The organism is Pseudomonas sp. SJZ078 (genome assembly GCF_007828255.1).
In the GTDB taxonomy this organism is placed as follows: Bacteria; Pseudomonadota; Gammaproteobacteria; order Pseudomonadales; family Pseudomonadaceae; genus Aquipseudomonas.
The window spans coordinates 1-20,227 of the sequence record NZ_VIUG01000034.1 but is presented as its reverse complement, the minus strand read 5'-3'; the positions used below and the strand labels follow the sequence as shown (position 1 = coordinate 20,227).

Below are 20,227 nucleotides of genomic sequence, written 5' to 3'. Positions count from 1 at the left end.
TCAATCCTTGAATGTAGGTGGCTGCGCCGGTCAATGGCAGGCAGCGATCAATGCTTCACCGACTATTTTCCAGTCCGCCGCGGGGCTTTGGGTCTTCAGTGCAGTTGCCTTGAGCAGTAGGTCCGCCGACAGCCCCGTACTCACACAGCACGCCTGGCAGCGCATGACCCAGTCCACTGCTTCCATCGTCGTTGCGCGTTTTGGCGCAAGCAATGCCGTCAGGCTGCTGACCTCCTCGGGGCTCCAGTTCAGGAGGTTGGCGAGCAGGCGATTGGCTTCTTTTTCCAGGTGCGGTCCGTCCTGATTGGCAACCTGCAGGTAGTGCAGCAGGTTTTCTTCCGACTGTGCCTGGTGGCGGACGCAATGACTGAAGCGCTCAAGCAGATACAGTGTCTGGGGCTGCAAGCTTTTTGAGGTGTACGAGGCCAGCCATGCCGGGTTCTCCATCAGTGTCGCCAGGGTGCTGCTGCTCAGGTGCAGATGCCTGCAGGCCTCGGCAATGCGAAGCAATGTTGCCAGCAAAGGTGGCATGACCCCGGGGGATGCGTTGATGGCCGCGACGACTGCTGCTGCATCGCTACCGGCCATATGCAGGAGGAACGGGACGTATTCGGCAGCCAGGTCCATAAGGTCGTGGAGCAACGTTTCTACCAGACGCTGAGGGTCGTGGGAGAGGCTGGCGTCCGCTTGAAGTTTCGCCAACTGCTGTTCCAGATTTTCATTGAGCGGCAAGTCATTTGTCGTTTCATCGAACAGGCGACACCATTGCAGCACGTCCCGATCGTTTTGCCTGAGCCAGTCAACCGCCCAGTCCATTGCCATCAGCACGTCGAGAATGTCCGGTTGCGAAGCCCCTGAGGTGCTCAGTTTTCCGGTCACCAGCGCCTTGCAGAAATCGTCGCCGCCCAATAACCGCGCCAGCTCCGTGCATTCAAGGGGTGACAAACCCAGCATCCGGGCGATACGGGCCTGACGGTAGAGCGAAGAGGCAGTGGGTAAATTATGTTGCAACGCAGGCAGGTATTTCTCGGCCTGGTGTATTAGTAACAGCAGTGAATCCTGGGTAATCGGAAGTCCAAGGCCGGCACTCAGGTAACTGAGGGTTTGCTGATCCGTGGCGAGCAGCTGCTTCTTCGGGTTTTGCCACACAGGGTTTTCGAGCAGCCGGGTGCGATTGAACACCTGATCGAACAGCGGTACCCGGTTCCCGCAAGCGGCTATCGGCATGTCGTGGAGGAAAGAGGCAAATTCTTCAGGTGTGATGCCATGGCGTCGATTCAGATAACGGTAGATGCCAAGAGCGCGCATTGTTTTGGCGTTGAGCGTGTAGTTACCTTCTGACCGCAAGGCATTGACGATCAGCGTGTCCAGTTCGGCAAAGGGGATATCGGTCCAGCGATGCAGGCGGATCATTCGCTGCATACGGTCGAGGCGTCCAGGGGAGAGGTGGTCGAAACGGTCGAGGTGTTCAGGCTGGTCGAAAGAGCCGTTCTTGCTCAAGGCATGGTTCGTTTCGCGCATGTTGATGTAGCTGGCCCCATAATATTCTCGAGTGGGGGCCGGGCTATTGACGGAGCTTCGGGGGGCGTATTCGCCCGCCGCCAGTAATTGTTCAATCTGTTTGGACGTCAGCCCGGTGCGCTCCTTGAAAAAATCTATCTCAGCCAGACGCGTGATGTCTTGAGTGCCATAGCTTTTGTGTAATGCCTCAAGGCTGGAAGTTGAGGCGATCGGTGCGATCAGCAGCGTCTGTTGTTCCGGACTGAGCCCGGACAACAACCTTTGCGCCTCGAGACGCGACTGCGATACGCCTCCGTAAGTTGCCCCGTCTTGTGAGAATGGCAGCTTCAGGCTGATCCGGTAATTCAATTCGCCCAGCGCCGGTTTACCTGCGCCCAGCCCCAGCAGACATTGGTGGTGGTGCAGATCGTAGGGCAGTGAGAAGGGGTAATGCTCGCTGGCCAATGCCTGTTGCACGGTCCGGTTCCCCTTGGTTTTGGCCAAGTGCACTTCGATATTGCTTTGCAAGGTGGCATTGACGATTGCGAGCATCGGCTGCGTGGCGAAGGCACTCTGTTGATCGAGCATCAGCTTCTTGAGGTCCGGCCGTCGTTGCTCCAGGGTGATCCGCTCAGTGGGCGATGCCAGGCTTTCCAACTGCCCGGCAAACAGATACAGCGCCCGCAGGTACGCCACGGGGGAGTCGATTGCGGCGATATCGCCTTCGTTGCAGAACTGGTCCCATTTCTCTTCGAATAGCGCTTGATAGCCGATGCGCGCTGACGTTGAGTCCGGCTGCGAGCTGCGTCGGAGACGTTGCCTGGTATCGCTGGACGATATTTGATGTTCCTGATACAGACGGCTGATCTGCCCCGCATAGTTCCAAGCGTTGTCGTAAGCCTGCCCGGCATCCGCGTCGCAGTGCCTGGCCAGTTCAAGGGCGAACTGCGCCTTGTCCATGCGTGTGATATCGAATACCGAATTCAATCCCATGCGCTGCATGGCTGTTTTGAAATCGGCTTTTGGGGAGTCAACGAGCCGGTGCAACAAAGAGTCGTTGCTGTCATCCATGGGTCTATCTCCTGAGCGAGCGGAATGTCCTTATTCAGGACAAAACCGTACAGGAGCGCGCAGAGGAAGACGGTAGGACCGAGGCCGGGCAATGTGTACGAAAGGGCGATTCGAGGGCTGTGTGGATGTAACGCCTGTGGGCTCAGCCAGCCTTGAAGTGGCTGACCCACCGCCTTCGCGAGCAAGCCCGCTCCCACAAGGGATCTGAGGCGCATCGCAGAACCCTGTGGGAGGGAGCCCGCTCGCGATGACGGCGGCACCTGCGACATTGTTGTGGCAGGTCCACCGCGATCGCGGGCAATCGTCAGACGCGGAAGTGGCTGACCATCATCTGCAACTGATTGCCCAACCGCGCCAGTTCAACGCTGGAGGCGGCGGTTTCTTCGCTGGCGGCGGCGGTCTGTTCGGACACGTCGCGCACGTTGATGATGCTGCGGCTGATTTCCTCGGCCACGGCGCTTTGCTGTTCGGCTGCGGCGGCGATCTGCTGGTTCATCGATTGGATGTTCGACACCGTGCGGGTGATGTTCTCCAGTGATACCCCAGCCTTGCGGGTCAGGGCCACGCTGCTGTCGGTGAGGCTGCGGCTGTTGTTCATCACGGCCGCCACCTGCTGGGTGCCGTTCTGTAGGCCGGCCACCAGGCCTTCGATTTCCTCGGTGGATTTCTGTGTGCGTTGGGCCAGGCCACGGACTTCATCGGCGACGACCGCAAAACCGCGACCGGCTTCACCCGCGCGCGCCGCTTCGATCGCGGCGTTGAGGGCCAGCAGGTTGGTCTGTTCGGCCACGGCCTTGATCACGTCCATGACGCTGCCGATCTTGTCGCTTTCCTGTTGCAGCACGGTCATGGCGTCGGTGGAACGTACCACTTCGCTGGCGAGGCGTTCGATCTGGGCGATGGCTTCGTTGACCACCTGATCGCCGGCACGGGCTTCGCCGTCCGCTGCGGCCGCTGCATGGGAGGCTTCTTCGGCATTGCGGGCTACTTCCTGCACGGTGGCGGTCATTTCGTGCATGGCGGTCGCGACCTGATCGGTCTCGACTTTCTGGCTGTTGACCCCGGCGCTGGTCTGCTCGGTGACGGCGGACAGCTCTTCGGCGGCGCTGGCGATCTGGGTCACGCCATCACGGATGCCGCTGATAAGGTCGCGCAGGGTCACGCCCATGCGGGCAATGCCCTGCTGCAGCACACCCAGTTCATCGCGGCGGGTGACGATGACGTTGTGCGACAGGTCGCCGTTGGCAATGCGTTCGACCACGGTCAGGGTTTCGCTCAGCGGCCGGGTGATCTGTCGCGTGATGATCACGGCGGCAATGATGCCCACCAGCAGGGCGAGCAACGTACTGATCAATTGCAGCGTGCGGGCCTGGGCGCTTTCGGCGTCGCGGCGGTCCAGCTGGATCTGATACAGCTGTTCGCTCTGGTTGACGATGGTCGCGCCTTGCTCGGTCATTTCCTTGCGCGCCTGCACGGCGTCGGCAGTGGCCGACTTGAAGGCCTGCAAGGCACTGCGGTATTGGCTCAGGGCGTTTTCCAGCTGGCGCAGTTCATCTTGACGAGTGCTGGCGAAATGCAGGTTCAGCGGTTTGAGCGATGCGATGGCGGCGTCCAGTTGGGCGACGGCTTTCTGTTCCGTATCGGCATTGCTGTTGGCGGTATAGCTGCGGACTTCATAGCGGGCCAGCATGAACGCCTGTTTCGCCTGGGTGATCGCCTGGAACTGTGCGAAGCGCTCATCGCCCGGAGTCATCTGCGCCACATCGGCGCCAATCACCTCGATCAGTTTGTAAGCCGTTTCGGCGTTGGCACCCATGGCGTCGCGGGCCGTGTTGCCGGTGCGGTAGGCGCTGCGCATTTTGTTCAGGGACGTCTGGTAGGCGCCGATGGTCGCGCTCTGCGCCTTGAGCAGCTTGACGTTCTCCGGGCTCTTGAAGCTGCTCAGCAGCGCATTCTGTTGCGCCACGAAACCATCAAGGGTGGTCTGCACAGTCTGTGCGGCCGTCTCGTCGCCGTTGGTCAACATGTATTGCAAGCGAGTGACCCGAAGCTTGGTCAGCCCGGCGTTGAGCTGGGTGATGTCGCTCATCCAGTTGCTGCGGTCGATCAGCCCGCCCAGGCTGTTCCAACCGGTCACGGCCAGGATGCAGGTCAGGAGCAGCACCAGGCCGAAGCCCAGGCCCAGTTTTATGTTTACGCTAATGTTGCCAAACCAGCTATTCATCAAATTCCTCCAGGAACGTTGTACTGCTTGATCGTCGGTTGGCTGGAAGATTGTTGTTGTTAAGCCAGCAAAATAGGGAGCAGGCCTGTATCGGCCACCGGTTCGATATCTGAAAGTTTTTTTCCCCGGGATCCTGCACGTCAGCGAATCTTCAGGCGCGTGTACCAAGCTTTTTTTCACATCCATTTCACTGCCTGCCTACGCCGCCGTCTCTACTGTCACGCCATCGAATGACTGGGGTGGATGCCGTCGGGGCGGCTTGATGTGGAACTGAGACTGAGTTTTTTCGGCTTGACGCGTTCGATCGAGACAAGCCGGTTTGCCCGCTACCAAAACGCCGCAGTCATCCTGGCCTCGGCATTGCTCGTGATTCCGTTGACCCTCTGGTTGCTGAGCCCGGCGGCGGTGCCGGACCTGGCCCATGGCAACGTCGCCGGCGCCCGGACGTTGGCCGAAGGCTGGGCCAAGGGGGAAATGATCGTGTTGGTGCGCCATGTCGAGCGCTGCGATCACTCCAAGGCTGCGTGCCTGAACGATCCTGCCGGCATCACTGACCGGGCCCGTGCCGTCGCGGTAGGTCTTGGTGCCCGGTTCGAGCAACTGGGCCTGGATAACACCGACATCTACAACAGTCCGGCCACCCGCACGGCCCAGACGGCGGGGTACATGTTCAACAAGGTGAGCGCTGGCGACGATTGGTTGATCAACTGCCGGCGTGACCTGCTGCGCAACGCCCTGGCCCACAAGGTGGCCGGGCACAACCTGATCCTGGTGACCCATAGCGAATGCATGCAGGCATTGGAAACCTCGCTCAAGCGACCGACCTCGACGTTTGGCTATGGTGCGTCGCTGTTTGTTTCCACCGCCGAACCACAAGTGCCTCGGTTGCTCGGTTTTATCGAAGCGTCTGACTGGCGCTCGGTGACGTTTCAGTAACTTTTCCCACGACTAGGACAGCCCATGCTGACGTCTGCTCGCGCCCGTTTCTATGGGCTTAATCTCGGAATTCCGTTGCTCTGTGCCGCGGTGGTGTTCCTGTTGTTCGACATGACCCGCATCGACATCGCCATCAGTGATTTCTTCTACGACCCCGTACACCAAGTGTTCCCGTTGGAGCATGTGCACCTGTTCGAGAAAATCACCCACAAGTGGGCCAGGGTCATACCCAACTGGACCGGCGAGGCGGCCATCGTCGGTGCGCTGTTGTCGTTTTTCTGGCCGATATTCCGGCCGGAGAAGCGCCCTGGGCTGCTGCGTCTGTTGGACAAACTCAGGTTGAGTAAGCCGCTGCGTTTTGCCTACAAACACCGTCGTGATTTCCTCTATGTCGTCTTTGCTTTTTCCCTCAGTACCGGTGTCATTCATTACCTCAAGGGCCATACCAGCGTGTACTGCCCGGTGGAAACCACCCAGTACGCCGGCAAGATCGAACACAAGGAGTGGTACCAGAACTTCAACCTGCTGAAAGTCGCCGGGGAGGGGCGCTGCTGGCCCGGTGGACATGCCTCCGGAGGCTTTACCATGCTGGCGCTATACTTCGTCGCACGCCGCTATCGCTGGCGTCACTCGAAAGCGCTGATGTACGGGGCGCTGGCCTTAGGGTTTGTCTACGGCACAACGCGAGTCCTACAGGGATGGCACTACATGTCCCACACCTTTTGGGCGGGGATCTTCGTCTGGTTGAGTTGTTGGCTGATGGCATTGGCCTTTTATGGGCGAGCGGCCTTGGAGCAACCTGTATCGCCCAGGGTTTCATCGCAGGGCGCGCAACGCCTGCCTGAGCTGGGTGACGTACAGCCCTCCGCCTGAATCGAAGGCAAAAAAAAGCCCGCGGGAGAGCGGGCTAAACCTTAGTTTCTTGAATGAGCGAGGGGACTTTACCGAATAACAGCCGTGGGCAGGGTGAAGAAAAGTTTATGCGATCTCTCGCCAGGGCCTTCCTTGGTGCATGCCTGTCCGTTAACCAAACCCCATTTTCGGCCTGGAAGAACCTGAAACCCTGCTGGTGCATTCGAAGGGCGTCAACTTTCAGTACCACAGGCTTTCCATAACGCTGCCCAACGGTGATAGCCGTTTGCATGTCCTGCAACAGATGCACATGGTGACGGGGGCCTGGAGTCAGCCCTTTTTCCCTGATCGACTCCAGAAAGCGCGTGGCAGTGCCATGGTAAAGAAGCTCCGGTGGTTCTTTTTCTACATATTGAAGACTGACGGTACCGGTTGAGTGCCCCTGCACGGCGCGAATGCGCAGGCCATCGTCGGAGAAACTGAAGCGCTTTTTATCAAAAGTTTGGGGTTGGTCGATGATCAAATCCGTTTTTTGCGGCAGCATACGCAACCTGCTTACTTCGGACACATAGACCGTGCAGCCCCCCAGCCGCAGCACCCTGATCGCCCAACTCGCCACCGCACCCGATGACATTGCCGCGCGCGTCGCGCTTTATCGCGACCTGCTTGATACGGCGGAGGTTTCGCTGGAGGGTTTGCGTGTCGCCGCCGGCCTCTGCGATCCGGCCGCCATGGCCGTGATTGCCCAGTTGAACACCACACCCCATAGGAATCGCCCTGGCCACTTGTTGTCGCAGCTTCGCGGACTGCCGGTGGATCATGTGGAGCTGGACGATGCCGAGTCGCATTGGCTTGATGCATTGGCCGGGCTGCCGTTACGCACGCTGATACTCAACGGCCCGAGGTTCCGTTGCGGTCCGGATATATGGCGGCGTTTGCCGGGTGTTGCCCTGGAACATCTGGAGATCAGCAGCTTTTCCCGCGACGATGACGCGACCAGTCTGCCGTCACTCGAACGCCTGCACTGCCTCAAGTTGGACACCTATAGCGAAGATTTCGACGACAGTTTCCTCCGGCAACTGGGCAGCAGCAGGCTGCAAGAGTTGTCGTTGAACCGTTGCGATGACCTCACCGACGACGGCCTTCGGGCGCTGTCGCCGCTCAAGTTGCGCTCACTCACCTTGAAACGCGCCGGAGAGCTGACTTCAGCGGGAATGCGGCACTTGTGCACGCATCCACTCGAACAACTGACCATCAGCTCAAGCGGCGCCATCTTGCGGGATCCTTCCTGGCTTGCCGATATGACGGCCTTGCGCTCGCTGAGCCTCGATGACTGTTACGCCTCGGACAGCCTGCTTGACGCCATTCGCGAGCTGCCGATCGAACGGCTTTCGTTGCATTCCGCGTACCTCTGCGAGGACGACTTCGAGGGGCTCGAAGGCATGCCGATTGCCGATCTGGATCTCAAATGCTCACGCCAGGTGATCGAGCGCCTGGACGTGCTGCACGGGTTTCCGCTCAAGCACCTGGGGCTTTCTGACGTGCAAGGCATCGGCGCGCAAACGTTACGTGATCTGGAGGGGCTGGGCCTGGAATCGCTGGACCTGTCATTGAACGAGGTGAGCTGGAAGATGCTGAAACAACTGGCCGGCCTGCCGCTGAAGCGGCTGAATCTCAGTTTCTGCCAGGGCATGGATGGCAAGACATTGCGCAAACTGACCGAGCTGGGCCTGCCGTTGGAGCAACTTGAAATCAGTGGCCTGGACTTGCGTGATGCCGACCTGGCTTGCCTGCGTGACATGCCGTTGCGACGTCTCGGCTTATATGAAAGCCCCTGGCTGACCGACGCCGGCGTCGCTCATCTTGCGGGGCTGCCGTTGCGGGACCTGACCCTTGCGGCGGGGCCGGGGGAATCGCAGCTCACCTCAGCCATGGTGCCGGTGCTGGAGCGGTTACCGCTGGAGAGGTTGTTATTGAGTAATTGCTCGGGGATCAGCGCAGAGGGTTGGGATCGCTTGGCACGGTTGTCGGCCCACGTGAGCGGGCCTGGTATTTGATGCCCGCTCTTTAATCCGGGACTCGATAGAAATAGGCAAGGCTCTCAGGCAAACCGGCATAGGTGCCCCATTTCTCGATAGCTACCATAACCCCGTACCTATCGATTGGAGCTCGCCATGCACAGCAGTAAAACCCTATTCATCACCGGCGTGAGCAGTGGCTTCGGCAACGCTCTGGCCCGGGAGGCGCTTGCGGCGGGGCACCGTGTCATCGGAACCGTGCGCAATGAGGCGGCCTTGCAGGCCTTCGAAGCACTTTCAACTGAGCGCGCCCACGGCGCCATCCTGGACGTCACGGACTTCGATCGGGTCGACAGCGTTGTCGCGGCGACGGAGGCCGCTCATGGTCCGGTCGATGTGTTGGTCAACAATGCCGGCTACGGCCATGAAGGCATTCTCGAAGAGTCGCCGCTGGAGGAGATGCGGCGTCAGTTCGACGTCAATGTGTTCGGCGCAGTGGCGGTGATCAAGGCCTTCCTGCCTTACTTTCGCACGCGCCGCGCTGGTCACATTCTCAATATCACCTCCATGGGGGGCACCATCACGATGCCGGGAATCGCGTACTACTGCGGGAGCAAGTTCGCCCTCGAAGGCATCTCCGATACGCTGAGCCAGGAACTGCGGCCGTTTAACATCTTCGTCACAGCTGTCGCGCCCGGCTCGTTTCGAACGGATTGGGCGGGTCGTTCGATGCGCCGCACGGCGCGTAGCATTGCCGACTACGACGCCAGTTTCGATCCGGTACGTAGGGCACGCGAGGAGAAAAGCGGCAAGCAGCTCGGCGATCCGCGGAAGGCTGCGCAAGCGATGCTGCAAGTGATTGCCAGCCCGACGCCACCTGCGCACCTATTGTTGGGCAGCGATGCGCTGAGCCTGGTGCGGGCCAAGTTGAGCCATGCGGCCAACGTGATTGATCAATGGGAAGCGCTGACCCGTTCGACCGACGGTTGACCGGCAAGCGGGAGGATGTCGATGACTGAGGCCGACTCAAGCACTTCGCGGATGGTGCAATTGATGGAAAAACTGGCGCCGGTCGAGGGCTACAATCTCAGCGCGCTGGAGGACATCCGGTTCCTGCGCTCGAACCGCCCGCTGGCGCGTACGCCGGTGTTGTATGACCCCGGTATCGTGATCCTGTGCCAGGGGCGCAAGCGCGGTTATCTGGGCGATGACGTCTACGTCTACGACGCCCAGCATTACCTGGTGGTGTCGGTCCCCGTGCCGTTTACCATGGAAACCGACGCCAGCGATGCAGAGCCGATGTTGGCGGTCTACATGCGCCTCGACTTGCAACTGGCCAGCGAGTTGATGCTGCAGGTCGACGAAGCTCTCGGCCCAAGCGATGCCCCGCCCAAGGGCATGTACGCCTCGCCCATGGACGATCAGTTGTGCGCCTCGACACTACGTTTTCTTGAGGCCATGAGCCATCCGGGCGAAGCGCAGATACTCGGGCCATCGCTGATACGGGAGATCTACTACCGCATCCTGACCGGCGAGCAAGGTGGCTCGATGCGCGCCGCGTTGAGTCGCCAAGGACACTTCGGCCAGATCACCCGCGCGATCCGGAAAATCCACAGCTGCTACGCGGAACGTCTCAGCGTCGAGGCGCTTGCCCGGGAAGCCAACATGAGCGTGCCCACCTTTTACCTGCACTTTCGCAACGTGACGGACGCCTCACCCATGCAGTACTTGAAGTCAACGCGCCTGCATCAAGCGAGGCTGCTGATGCTGCGCAACGCAATGAGCGCTTCGACGGCGGCGTTCAATGTCGGCTATGAAAGTGCCTCGCAATTCAGTCGTGAATTCAAGCGCCTGTTCGGTCGGGCGCCCCAGGCTGAGATCGAATGGATGAAGGCGACTTATGCATTGCCGGCGGTGTCTGGGTCGTCGAGTTATGTTTCGTCGCATTAGCGTGGGGTCGGAACGGCAAACATGGCGTTGAAAATACGCTGCCCATAAAGACCCACGGCCAAGCCGAGCACGATCAGCACCACCGCCAGCACTTTGTTAAACGGCACACTTTCGTGGAAGACGAAGACCGAACCGAGCATCCCGAAAATCGGCACCAGCAACGACAACGGCGCCACCGTGGATACCGGGTAGGTCTTGAGCAACGAGTTCCAGATCCAATAGGCGAACAGGGTATTGGGGTAGACCTGGAACAGAATCGACAGCACGGCGGTCGTGTCTACCTGATGGATGAATGCGGTATAGCCGGCGCTGCCGTTGATTGCATAGTCGAGGGCGAACAACGGGATCGGCGCGAAGGCGCTGGACCAGACCAGGAAGCCGAAGACATCCCGAGTTCTGGCCTTCTTGTTGATGATGTTGGCGACGCTCCATGAGGCTGCGCCAGCCAGCACCAGAAGCACCCCCGACAGGCTGACCGATCCGTCGCTGATCATGATGATGCACGAGAGCCCGCCGAGGGCGATTAGCATGCCCAGCACCTGGAAACGGGTCAGCGCTTCCTTGAACACCCACCCGCCCAGCAGCAGGGTAAAGAACGCGCTGAATTGCAGGATCAGAGAAGCGATGCCCGCCGAGAGTCCGGCCTTGATGCCCAGGTTGACCACACCCCACAGACCGATGCCGAACACCAGTCCGTACCCGATGAGGTAACGCCAGGGCACATCGGGCTTGCGGATGAAGAAGATCGCCGGTAGCGCACAAAGACTGAAGCGGATGCCCGCCAGGATGAACGGATCCACAGTGGCCAACCCCAGTTTGATCACCGAGAAATTGATTCCCCAGATTGCCGTGATCAGTACAGCCAACGCTAAGTGCCATGGTTTCATTGATGGGTCGCCTTGATGAAAGTGAGCGGTGTCATGCTGACGTCAGCTGCAGATACAACCAATACAACAGGGCCACGCCGCTGATGGCCGCGCCCAACAGGCAAACGCTCACCCAACCGAAGTGCGCGTAAGTGTAAGTGGCAGCAATCGCGCCCAAACTGCTGCCGACTGAGTAGAAGCACATGTAGGCGCCCACCAAGCGGCTTTGCGCATCGGGCCGCGCCGCGAAGATCAGGCTCTGGTTGGTCACGTGAACGGTTTGCACGGCGAAGTCCAGCAGGACGACCCCGACCACCATGCCCAGCAACGAGCTTTCAACCAACGCGGTGGGCAACCAGGACAAGGTCAATATCCCTAGGGCAATGCCTGTGGTGCGATTGCCGAGCCCTTGGTCGGCCAATCGCCCGGCGCGTGCCGCGGCCAGGGCTCCCGCCACTCCGGCCAGACCGAACAGGCCGATCTGGGTATGTGAAAGCGACAGTGGCGGCGCGCTCAGCGGCAGCACCATGGCGGTCCACAGCACACTGAATGCAGCGAATATGAACAAGGCAAAGGTGCCTCTGACGCGCAGCGTCCGCTCTGTCAGATACAGTTCCAAAACCGAGCGCAGCAACTGCCAGTAGTTGCCCCTGGCCGGCGGTATTGTCGATGCCGGCATGCTTCGGTACAGCAGCCACGCCATACCCACCATCAAGACTGCCGAGCCGAAGTAGACACCCCGCCATCCGGCCTGGTCGGCGACTGCGCCAGAGACGAAACGGGCGAGGAGGATGCCCAGCACCACGCCACTGGTCACGGTGCCGATGGCCTCGCCGCGCTGCTCCGGGCTCGCCAGTGTGGCGGCGTAGGCGACCAACGCCTGCACCACGACGGCCATCAGGCCGACCAGCACCATCGCGCCGAGCAGCACACCCCAACTTTGCGCCAGCCCTACCGCGCATAACGCTACGGCCGACAGCAGCAGCTGCGTCAGAATGAGTCTCTTGCGATTCAGCAGATCGCCCAAGGGGACGATGAACAGCAGGCCCACCGCATAGCCCACCTGAGTCGCTGTGATGACCATACCGACAGTGCTGGGTTGAACCGACAGGCTGGTGGCCATCGACTCCAGCAGCGGCTGTGCGAAATAGACATTGGCCACAGCCATCGCGCAGGTGATAGCGAAGAGAAATGTCTGATGACGGCTGAGGGTGGCTGCACGTACCCGAGGGCGCTGTGCGCGGGCTCCTACTGTTCTTTCGGCTTCGACGTCCATGTTCCAAGGCCTCTCAGCTTAAACGTTTTCTTTAGGCTGGTTTCAAAACAAAACCGATTCGTTGTTTTCTAACAAACCAGGTTTTAATATGCAACCAGTTTTTCCGGCGCTAGAGCGTCCTCATCAACACGTTGTCCAGGAAGGTGGAAGAGATCATGGCCAGACAGGCACTGCTGGCGCAGAGCGAATGCCCCGTGGCGCGGACCCTTGAAGCTATCGGAGATCGTTGGGCACTGATGATCATCCGCGACGCTTTCGATGATGTTCGACGCTTCAGCGAATTCCAGAAACGCCTTGGCCTCGCCAAGAACATCCTGACGGTAAAACTCAAGATGCTGGTGGAGTTGGGCGTATTCGAAGTCCAACCCGCGTCCGACGGCAGTGCCTACAAGGAATACGTACTCACCGAAATGGGACGCTCCGTGTTTCCCATCGTGGTGAGCATGCGCCAGTGGGGAGAGCGCTTCCTCTTCAACAAGGGCGAGCGTTATTCGGTACTGCTGGATAACGACTTGTCGGAGCCAGTCGAGACCATCACGGTCCGTTCAAGGGCGGGCAGGGTATTGGCTGCGCAGGATTGTCATCGACGGGTTGTTGAGCGGGATGCCTGACTCGGGCGATTACGTTCGTTAGAGGGGGTAGCGAGAGCTGGTTTCTGCATGACAGAAGCATCGCCGGGGACCTGGATTCCTATGTTGCGAATCGAAGTGCGGAGCGCAGTAAAGTTTTGTGAGGGCCAAGTGGAGCGGGATGGTTTGCCTGGGGCTGGCTAGGTGCAATTGTCGGCGTAGCGTCAGGTGCAGGTTTAAGTGGGGCAGGGCGCTAGAAGGTGTTGGAAAGTAGCTGAGGCGCGGGTCTATGGGCGTGAAGCCTCAAGGACTATCTGCAATGTGGAGCAGCCAGAAACAGCGAAGCCCGCATTGGGCGGGCCTCTCTGGTGTGCCGGGGGAATTAAAAATTTATACATAAGATATTGTTTTAAAAGTATTTATTTAAAGGTTCATTATTAAGTGCCCCCATAAGTGCCCCCGTGCACGTATTTCCGATGAGCGGCTATTTAAGGAGTTGAACTGGCGTCCTGAATTTAGCGTTTTCGGCAAGTCGAAAGCCAGTCAACCACCGAGGGGAATGGTGTTGGTCGTGGGCAGGATGGTATCGGTTATCTGGTGATCTGGGCGCTGAGTAGCTGGCGGGTCATCCCGTTGGGTTTTTTACGCGGTAACGCACCATGGGCTCATTTGGGGTGATATGAGCTGAGGTGCGGTATGAGGCATTCGATGGTTACCTGTCACAACTGTGGCAAAGCTATGGTTCCGAGAACGACGTACAACCGTGGTTTCTGGGGCTATACGCCTTCGTCGAATCACTGTCCCTTTTGCCTTAGTGAGAACTGGCATGGTGGGAATCCAGGGTTAGCCGCTCGACTGTGCGCTTTGGTTGGCCTGGCTCTTGGTGTTCTGTCCTGCGTGCTGGTGGGAGCTATTCTGTTCAAGGTACAGTGGTGGATTGGTGTCGAAGGACAGTGGCCTCTATTGACGCTGGGCACATGTGCTGTCTCGGTTAGCGCGGGATACCATTTTTACAACTGGTTTGTAGATTGTTGATAACCGGTGATCATGCTGCGGAGGGCAGAAATCGGCCGATTGTGTTGAAAAAGTAGGCCATGGTTTCCACCGCAGAAAAGTTCGCGCTTGAGATTGAAATCTTTATTTTGATTAGAGGATTCCAGGCTCAGACTTCGCATAGCTGCGCGCAAAAAAGGAATTTCCAGCAGTCAGTATGTGGGCAGTCTGGAAGGATCGACTTTTTCAACACAATCGGCCAAGAGCCGCCTATTGGAACTGGCTGAAAACGGCCCTAAGCGGACATGGCCAGCGGCGCACCCGGATCCTGTAAGCAGACGCTCAAGCAGTAGCCCTTGAAATACTAGGATGAGCCTTTACATACAGGTAAACCGCAGAAGCCATTGTCCAAGCCAGCCACACACCATCGATTCAGGAGGGCGCATGCCGTCAGTGCAAAAACAGTTCGAAGATTTTCACAGCTCCATCTGTTTCGATGAGGATGACGAGAAGGCGACCCTCCGCGAGAAGCGCGATACCATCGTTACGGCACTGAGGGAGAAGCTCGGCGACGACGTGCCATCGTTCGTCAACTTCAATCAGGGCAGTTACTCCATGCACACCGGTGTAGTGCCGCTGGATGGCAACTTCGACATTGACGTCGGTCTCATCTTCGACTGCACAAAGGATGAATACCCCGACCCGGTGGCACTTAAGAAGAAGGTGCGCGATGCGGTGAATTCGAACTTTCGCACCGTGGTCATCCGTCGGCCGTGCGTGACCGTCAACTATTTGAGCGGTGGTGAGATTGCATACCACGTCGACTTGGCTGTCTACACCAACGGCGATGATGGCAAGCTCTACCTGGCCAAGGGCAAGGAGAGCTCGGCCGAGGAGCATCGCATTTGGGAGGTCTCCGCCCCGAAAGAGCTGACCAAACGAGTCTGCGGTGCTTTCGAGGACTCCGACAAGCTGGCCCAGTACCGCCGATGCATCCGCTACCTTAAACGTTGGCGGCAGGTTCAGTTCCAGGGCGCCGGCGCACCGCTGAGTATTGCCCTCACCGTGGCTGCACTTCACTGGTTCAAGCCAAACTTCGGCACGTCCGGCAAGCCGGTCGACTTGCTGGCGATGCTTGATTGGGTCAATACGATGCTGGGCCAATTCACCTACGAACTCAGTCAGGACGATGGCCTGCACCTACGTCTGAAGGTCGCCTTGCCGGTGGAGCCGTATTCCGACCTGATGGCAATGCGAACAGCCACGCAGATGAAGAACTTCAAGGAGAAGCTCGAGGCGCTGCGCGATGCCCTCCAGAAGGCCTATGACGAGGATCTGCCTGAAGACGCCTGCAAGCACTTGAAGAAGCAGTTCGGCGACGACTTCAAGGTGCCCGAGAAGTCCGAGACAGCCAGGGCGGTTTCTCCCGCCGTAATCAGCACCGGAAACTCTGCATGACGGAGTCCTCCATCGAGGCGCCCGCCCCCTCGAAGGTCGATGACGCGCTTGAGGCTGTCATAGCTGCTTGTGGCTTGCATGGCATCGTGGTTGTTCGCCTAGAAGACCCAGCACCGAATTGCCTGGGGGTTGAGCTCACAGGCGCAACGCGCACTTGGCCTGTATACGTCGATTGCGACGAGGAGCAGTTGCGCCTGCCAAAGGTTTGGACTCTGCCCCCGGAGGAGCCGCTCGCACATGTTAGCTACAACGGGGTAGTGTGCATTGACGACGGCCAAGGACTGTCGCTCGACCCTAGCCGTCACGCTGACATTGTGGCGCACACAGTCCTCAAAGCATTTTACCTGCTCGAAAACTCAGCAGCGGATGCCACCACTGGCTACGTGGAATTCTTCAACGAACTCGAGGGGTACTGGCTGCACCTGCCGGGCTCACTGCGCTCCCGCGTCTACTTCGAGGTCGACGGCACCTCGCGCATGGTCAAGGGGTTCGTGAATTCGAAAACTGGCAAACCGAAGTGGTACTTCGTGGAGCGCGACGCTGACTTGCCCTGGGAGGTGCATAGCAACAAGCTCGCGGGGCAGCGGGCCTTGTACGTTCACGTCGACTCGCTGGCATTGCCACCCGTGCGGCCGGATATGCTGACGGCATCGTTCATCGAGGATGTTCACCAGCGGCTGTCGCTTGACCAACTGAAGTTATGGGGCGAGTTGTTCGGTCCGTCTAAGAACGGACCCAAACAGCTGGCCCTACTGGTGTCGGTGCCTCGACAAGCCGGCGGCCGCTCGTTGGTCGGTATTGCCTTCTGTGCTCATCGCGGGATCGTTGACGAGAAGGCACCGGTCACACCGCTGACCATGCGCCGCCATACTCCCAGCTATATGCGCGAGCGAGGAGGTGCGTCTCTGGAACTGCTCGGGAAGCACGTGGTCGTGCTGGGAGCTGGTGCCATCGGCTGTGTCGTAGTGGATACCCTGGCGGCGGCGGGAGTGGGCAAGATCACGGTTGTAGACCACGATGAATATTCGGAGGACAACGTCTTTCGGCACCTTCTGCAGCCCCTGTACATCGATATTGGCAAGCCGGCTGGCCTACAGCTGGCGCTGGAGCGACGTTACCCAGGCCTAAACATCACTCCGGTCTGCACTACTGCCCAAACCTGGTTCAGAACTGCTGATATCAGCAAATATGACGGCATTGTTCTCGCGTTCGGTGTGCCGTCAATTGAGCGATCATTTTCGCGGGTTCTCAAGGACAAGCGTTTTGACCTGCCTATCGTCTTTACCTGGCTAGAGGCCTTGGACTTGGGCGGGCACTCGGTGCTGATGTGGACTAAAGGTGAAGGCTGCCTAGACTGTGCCTATCGTGACGATGAGGGGCTGCCATCCCTGGCGTCGCGCACGTCCTTTTTGGAACCAAATCAGCCCGTCACACGCAATCTCACGGGCTGTGCCGGGGCTTTCGTTCCGTTCGGCCCCATCCAGGCCAGGCGCACGGGATTGCTGGCAACTGAGCACCTCCTTTCGGCGATGACTGCGGTGGCCGCTGGCAATCGAGGCCGAGATCCTTCCTATCGGTTCTGGGTAGGAGAGGGCCGGGTAGCTGCCCAGCATGGACTACGCACGACGCCTTGGTTTCAGGCCGCGCGCACAACGCTCCCTGAAGATGCGACGCGGCAGGTGTTCGGTCGCGCGTGCCGCCACTGCCGTGCGCCAGTAGATTCGACATGAGGCTGGTTTACCGTGTCACGCCGACCCAGCGGCTCATAATCGTTGAACACGCTTTGCGGCAGATGCAAGCATTCGCACAGCAACGCTGGTGGCACTGCGAGGCCGGAGGAATCCTACTAGGTCGCCACTTACTGGACTCACTCGACGTGGTCGTCGACGAGGTGTCCACTCCCCAGAGCAGCGACCGCCGCAGCAGGTTCAGTTTCTTTCGGTCGTCCACACACGAGTACATCGCCCGCCAGCGTTGGCTAGAGCAAGGGCACACATCGGCCTACCTCGGACTGTGGCACACGCACCCTGAACTCGACCCAACGCCCAGCAGTATTGACCGACTAGACTGGGAACAGGCTGTGTCCGGAGACACGTTTGAAGGCGATCGCCTGTTTTTCCCCATCATCGGCACACGTAGCATCCGCATTTGGACACTGAGCCGCCGAGGCACGTTTAGAGAGTTGAAGCTGGAGAAGAAGATTGGCAACGAAGAAAGCAATGGTACCGGCTGACGCGACGGTAAAAACGTCTGCTCAGACGAAAGAAACTCGAACCCAGGACCGCGCTCGCATTCCCGTCGATGTGCGGCGCGACCTTTGGGTGGCGGCTGCCGGTCGCTGTGAATTCCGCGGCTGCTGCAAGCCGGTGGGGCGCGACTTCTTGACCAAGGAAAGGGCCTTCACGGGCGAGCACGCGCACATCATAGCGGACAGTCCTGGAGGCGCGCGGGGTGTGAAGGGCGAGTCGGAGCGCTTAGCCAAGGACGTTAACAACCTGATGCTGGCTTGCTATGACTGCCACGCTCGTATCGACCGGCATGGAAGGAAGAACAAGTTCACCACGCCGCAGCTACAAGCCATGAAGCGCGAGCATGAGGCTCGTATCCAGCGCATCTATTCCGCTACGGGCGTTGTGGAGAGTTTGCCGTTGCTGATGACGTTCCCCATTGGACCGCACGTAACCAACATCGACGTGGAGCAGATTCACTTCGCGATGCTGGAGAACAGCGACTATAAGTTGTTCCCTCAGGGCAGCCACATCCATATCAATCGTAGCGACTTCGACTTCCAGGACAACGACCCGGACTTCTGGCCTCGTGCGGAGAAGGCGCTGACCGATCACTACGACCGACGTATCCAGCCCGCGCTCGTCGACCGTAACGGTGACGCGCACTTAACCATTGCCGGATTTGCGCCGATACCGATGCTGATGAAGCTCGGAGCGCTGATTGGCGACAAGACCCGTGCGAACGTCCTGGACCTGCCCAACGACGGCTGGCTATGGGACAAGCGCGAGACGTGCCCTGAGCCCAGCTACATCTACGACGTGCCAAAAGTGCTGCCGCGCGAGGTGTCGGTGGTCGTCAGCATTTCGGGTAAGGTCGCATTTCCAGTCGGCCATGAGGTCGTTGAGTTCCGCGCTGAATTGCCGAACCGCGGCATTATCCGCAAGGAAACACACCTACTGAGCTTCCGCCGTGAATTCGATGGCTTCCTTCAGCGACTGACAGGAGCGGGTGCTCGGGTGGTGCATCTATATCCCGCGACACCGTTATCGGCAAGCATCGAGATTGGTCGCATGTTGCTACCTAAGACGTTTGAGGAAATTTATGTGTGGGAATGGCAGGCGCCCGAATGGAAGCGAGCATTGAAGTTAAAGTAGGTAAACCCGTGAGACGACGGCTTAACGGGGAAGTTGCCGGGCAGCTGCTTCTGGCCGGTTGCAGCCGAGCAGGGATACACGCCCACTGGCTATCATCTGCTTCAATGTGCTGATCCTGTTCTGCTCAGAATCAAGGCTGCCGTCGTCATCTATTGTGCATCCTTTGCACGTCATGTTTTCCTGCGTCTTACATGTCGTCATCTGTTGGCTATCTGATTCGAGCCAGGGTAACAACGTGAGCCAATCCACCCACTTTCGGTAGATTTCCGACGGTAGAACGGTCTGAAATCGAATCCCGGGGGCTCAGCGATCGGTCACCATTTTGGCTCTTACAGCGAAGAGAGCCTTGGCCATGAGTAAAGATGCACAGACGATAGTCACCCTGCTGGATCAGCAGTACGAGCAGTTGCTTGTGGTCGCGAGATGCCTGGCCGCAAGATATATGGATGCGTCCATGAAGATATACAAAAAGACCGGAGTTAAATCTGTCGTGGCTGCCGTTTCAATCAAGCAAACGAGCCCGAATGCGTACTCGATCTACTGGTGCAAACTGGTGCCACTGCAAGGGCAAAAAAACAAGTTCGCGCCCCTGACTATTCCCAAAGGCAACGGAAAGCACAAATACCCGGCTTCCTCGTTTGAGTTTGTTAAGTCCCCTTACCGTCTCCTCGTTTTGCAGGTAGAGGAGCGTCTGGCAGAGATTCGCAGCATTGCCAGTGAGAATCGTCAGATGCGTCGGACGTTGGTCGCCTATGAGAAAAAGCTGTCTAGATATCAAGCGCTCGATCATGGCGATCTCTGCTCGGAGGAGTAGGGGCTGAGTGCACTATAAGCAGTGCCGAACGGATCTGAACCGATTTCAAGACCCGAAAGCCCCGTGCAGCTTGGTCTGAGGGGGCTTTCTCGTATAAGCAGTGAACTCCGGCGAGACATGCTGCTGCGCTTAGTCAGGGAAGGCTACGAGTGCGGGCTATAAGCAGTGTAGTGGGCTAAATCTACTCGTTGTCTGTCGGCGCTGATTGAAAACTGACCCACCGGGGATGCGGACAAAAACTTGGACTGGTTATGCCGCGAAGCCCAGGCTCTCACGATACTCAACGGGACTGAGAGCGCCGAGGGAAATCTTTATAC

16 protein-coding genes are annotated in these 20,227 nt (G+C 58.8%); 11 read left to right on the top strand and 5 right to left on the bottom strand.

Annotated elements, in window-relative coordinates:
* Window positions 1–30: 30 nt before the first annotated feature.
* Entirely contained in the window at window positions 31–2,571 is a 2,541-nt protein-coding gene (locus FBY02_RS23505; RefSeq protein ID WP_144930493.1) for a Tc toxin subunit A, read from the bottom strand.
* 304 nt (window positions 2,572–2,875) lie between these two features.
* Complete coding sequence (locus FBY02_RS23500; protein WP_144930492.1) at window positions 2,876–4,795, bottom strand: methyl-accepting chemotaxis protein; 1,920 nt, start codon at window positions 4,793–4,795, stop codon at window positions 2,876–2,878.
* Window positions 4,796–5,059: 264 nt separating this feature from the next.
* On the opposite strand from FBY02_RS23500, the gene FBY02_RS23495 reads away from it, so the two are divergent.
* Together FBY02_RS23495 and FBY02_RS23490 are read left to right on the top strand one after the other, a co-directional pair.
* Window positions 5,060–5,731: a histidine phosphatase family protein gene (locus FBY02_RS23495; protein ID WP_144930491.1), complete on the top strand. Its 672-nt coding sequence runs from the start codon at window positions 5,060–5,062 to the stop codon at window positions 5,729–5,731.
* Window positions 5,732–5,755: 24 nt separating this feature from the next.
* Window positions 5,756–6,604, top strand: coding sequence for a phosphatase PAP2 family protein (locus FBY02_RS23490; RefSeq protein ID WP_144930490.1), 849 nt, complete (start codon window positions 5,756–5,758; stop codon window positions 6,602–6,604).
* Window positions 6,605–6,638: 34 nt separating this feature from the next.
* On the opposite strand, the gene FBY02_RS23485 is transcribed toward FBY02_RS23490, so the two are convergent.
* The gene (locus FBY02_RS23485) at window positions 6,639–7,127 is read right to left on the bottom strand and encodes an RNA 2'-phosphotransferase (RefSeq protein ID WP_256662551.1); all 489 of its coding nucleotides are present in this window, start codon (window positions 7,125–7,127) and stop codon (window positions 6,639–6,641) included.
* A 31-nt stretch (window positions 7,128–7,158) separates the two neighbouring features.
* Here FBY02_RS23485 and FBY02_RS23480 point away from each other — a divergent pair, with 31 nt between their 5' ends.
* The 3 genes from FBY02_RS23480 to FBY02_RS23470 all read left to right on the top strand — a co-directional run bounded on the left by FBY02_RS23480 (window position 7,159) and on the right by FBY02_RS23470 (window position 10,551).
* Window positions 7,159–8,640, top strand: a complete 1,482-nt coding sequence (locus FBY02_RS23480; protein WP_144930488.1) for a leucine-rich repeat domain-containing protein — start codon at window positions 7,159–7,161, stop codon at window positions 8,638–8,640.
* A gap of 117 nt (window positions 8,641–8,757) precedes the next feature.
* Complete coding sequence (locus FBY02_RS23475) at window positions 8,758–9,591, top strand: oxidoreductase (protein ID WP_144930487.1); 834 nt, start codon at window positions 8,758–8,760, stop codon at window positions 9,589–9,591.
* Between the two features lie 21 nt (window positions 9,592–9,612).
* The gene (locus tag FBY02_RS23470) at window positions 9,613–10,551 is read left to right on the top strand and encodes an AraC family transcriptional regulator (RefSeq protein WP_144930486.1); all 939 of its coding nucleotides are present in this window, start codon (window positions 9,613–9,615) and stop codon (window positions 10,549–10,551) included.
* Here FBY02_RS23470 and FBY02_RS23465 read toward each other — a convergent pair.
* Window positions 10,548–11,438 carry an EamA family transporter gene (locus FBY02_RS23465; protein WP_144930485.1) on the bottom strand — a complete coding sequence of 297 codons (891 nt, stop codon included), beginning with the start codon at window positions 11,436–11,438 and terminating at the stop codon, window positions 10,548–10,550. The genes FBY02_RS23470 and FBY02_RS23465 overlap by 4 nt on opposite strands.
* 31 nt (window positions 11,439–11,469) lie before the next feature.
* Window positions 11,470–12,693 (bottom strand): MFS transporter, encoded by a 1,224-nt coding sequence (locus tag FBY02_RS23460; RefSeq protein ID WP_144930484.1) that lies wholly within the window; start codon window positions 12,691–12,693, stop codon window positions 11,470–11,472.
* Between the two features lie 155 nt (window positions 12,694–12,848).
* Here FBY02_RS23460 and FBY02_RS23455 point away from each other — a divergent pair, with 155 nt between their 5' ends.
* The 6 genes from FBY02_RS23455 to mobI all read left to right on the top strand — a co-directional run bounded on the left by FBY02_RS23455 (window position 12,849) and on the right by mobI (window position 19,910).
* Window positions 12,849–13,304: a helix-turn-helix domain-containing protein gene (locus FBY02_RS23455; RefSeq protein ID WP_144930483.1), complete on the top strand. Its 456-nt coding sequence runs from the start codon at window positions 12,849–12,851 to the stop codon at window positions 13,302–13,304.
* 1,395 nt (window positions 13,305–14,699) lie between these two features.
* Complete coding sequence (locus tag FBY02_RS23445) at window positions 14,700–15,713, top strand: nucleotidyltransferase (RefSeq protein ID WP_144930482.1); 1,014 nt, start codon at window positions 14,700–14,702, stop codon at window positions 15,711–15,713.
* Window positions 15,710–17,443: a ThiF family adenylyltransferase gene (locus FBY02_RS23440; protein WP_144930481.1), complete on the top strand. Its 1,734-nt coding sequence runs from the start codon at window positions 15,710–15,712 to the stop codon at window positions 17,441–17,443. Before FBY02_RS23445 ends, FBY02_RS23440 begins: the two co-directional genes overlap by 4 nt.
* Window positions 17,440–17,946, top strand: a complete 507-nt coding sequence (locus FBY02_RS23435; protein WP_144930480.1) for a Mov34/MPN/PAD-1 family protein — start codon at window positions 17,440–17,442, stop codon at window positions 17,944–17,946. Before FBY02_RS23440 ends, FBY02_RS23435 begins: the two co-directional genes overlap by 4 nt.
* Window positions 17,915–19,096 carry an SAVED domain-containing protein gene (locus tag FBY02_RS23430; RefSeq protein ID WP_144930479.1) on the top strand — a complete coding sequence of 394 codons (1,182 nt, stop codon included), beginning with the start codon at window positions 17,915–17,917 and terminating at the stop codon, window positions 19,094–19,096. The genes FBY02_RS23435 and FBY02_RS23430 overlap by 32 nt, the downstream gene beginning before the upstream one ends.
* 352 nt (window positions 19,097–19,448) lie before the next feature.
* Window positions 19,449–19,910 carry a conjugative transfer protein MobI(A/C) gene (gene mobI, locus FBY02_RS23425; protein ID WP_144930478.1) on the top strand — a complete coding sequence of 154 codons (462 nt, stop codon included), beginning with the start codon at window positions 19,449–19,451 and terminating at the stop codon, window positions 19,908–19,910.
* Window positions 19,911–20,227: the final 317 nt, after the last annotated feature.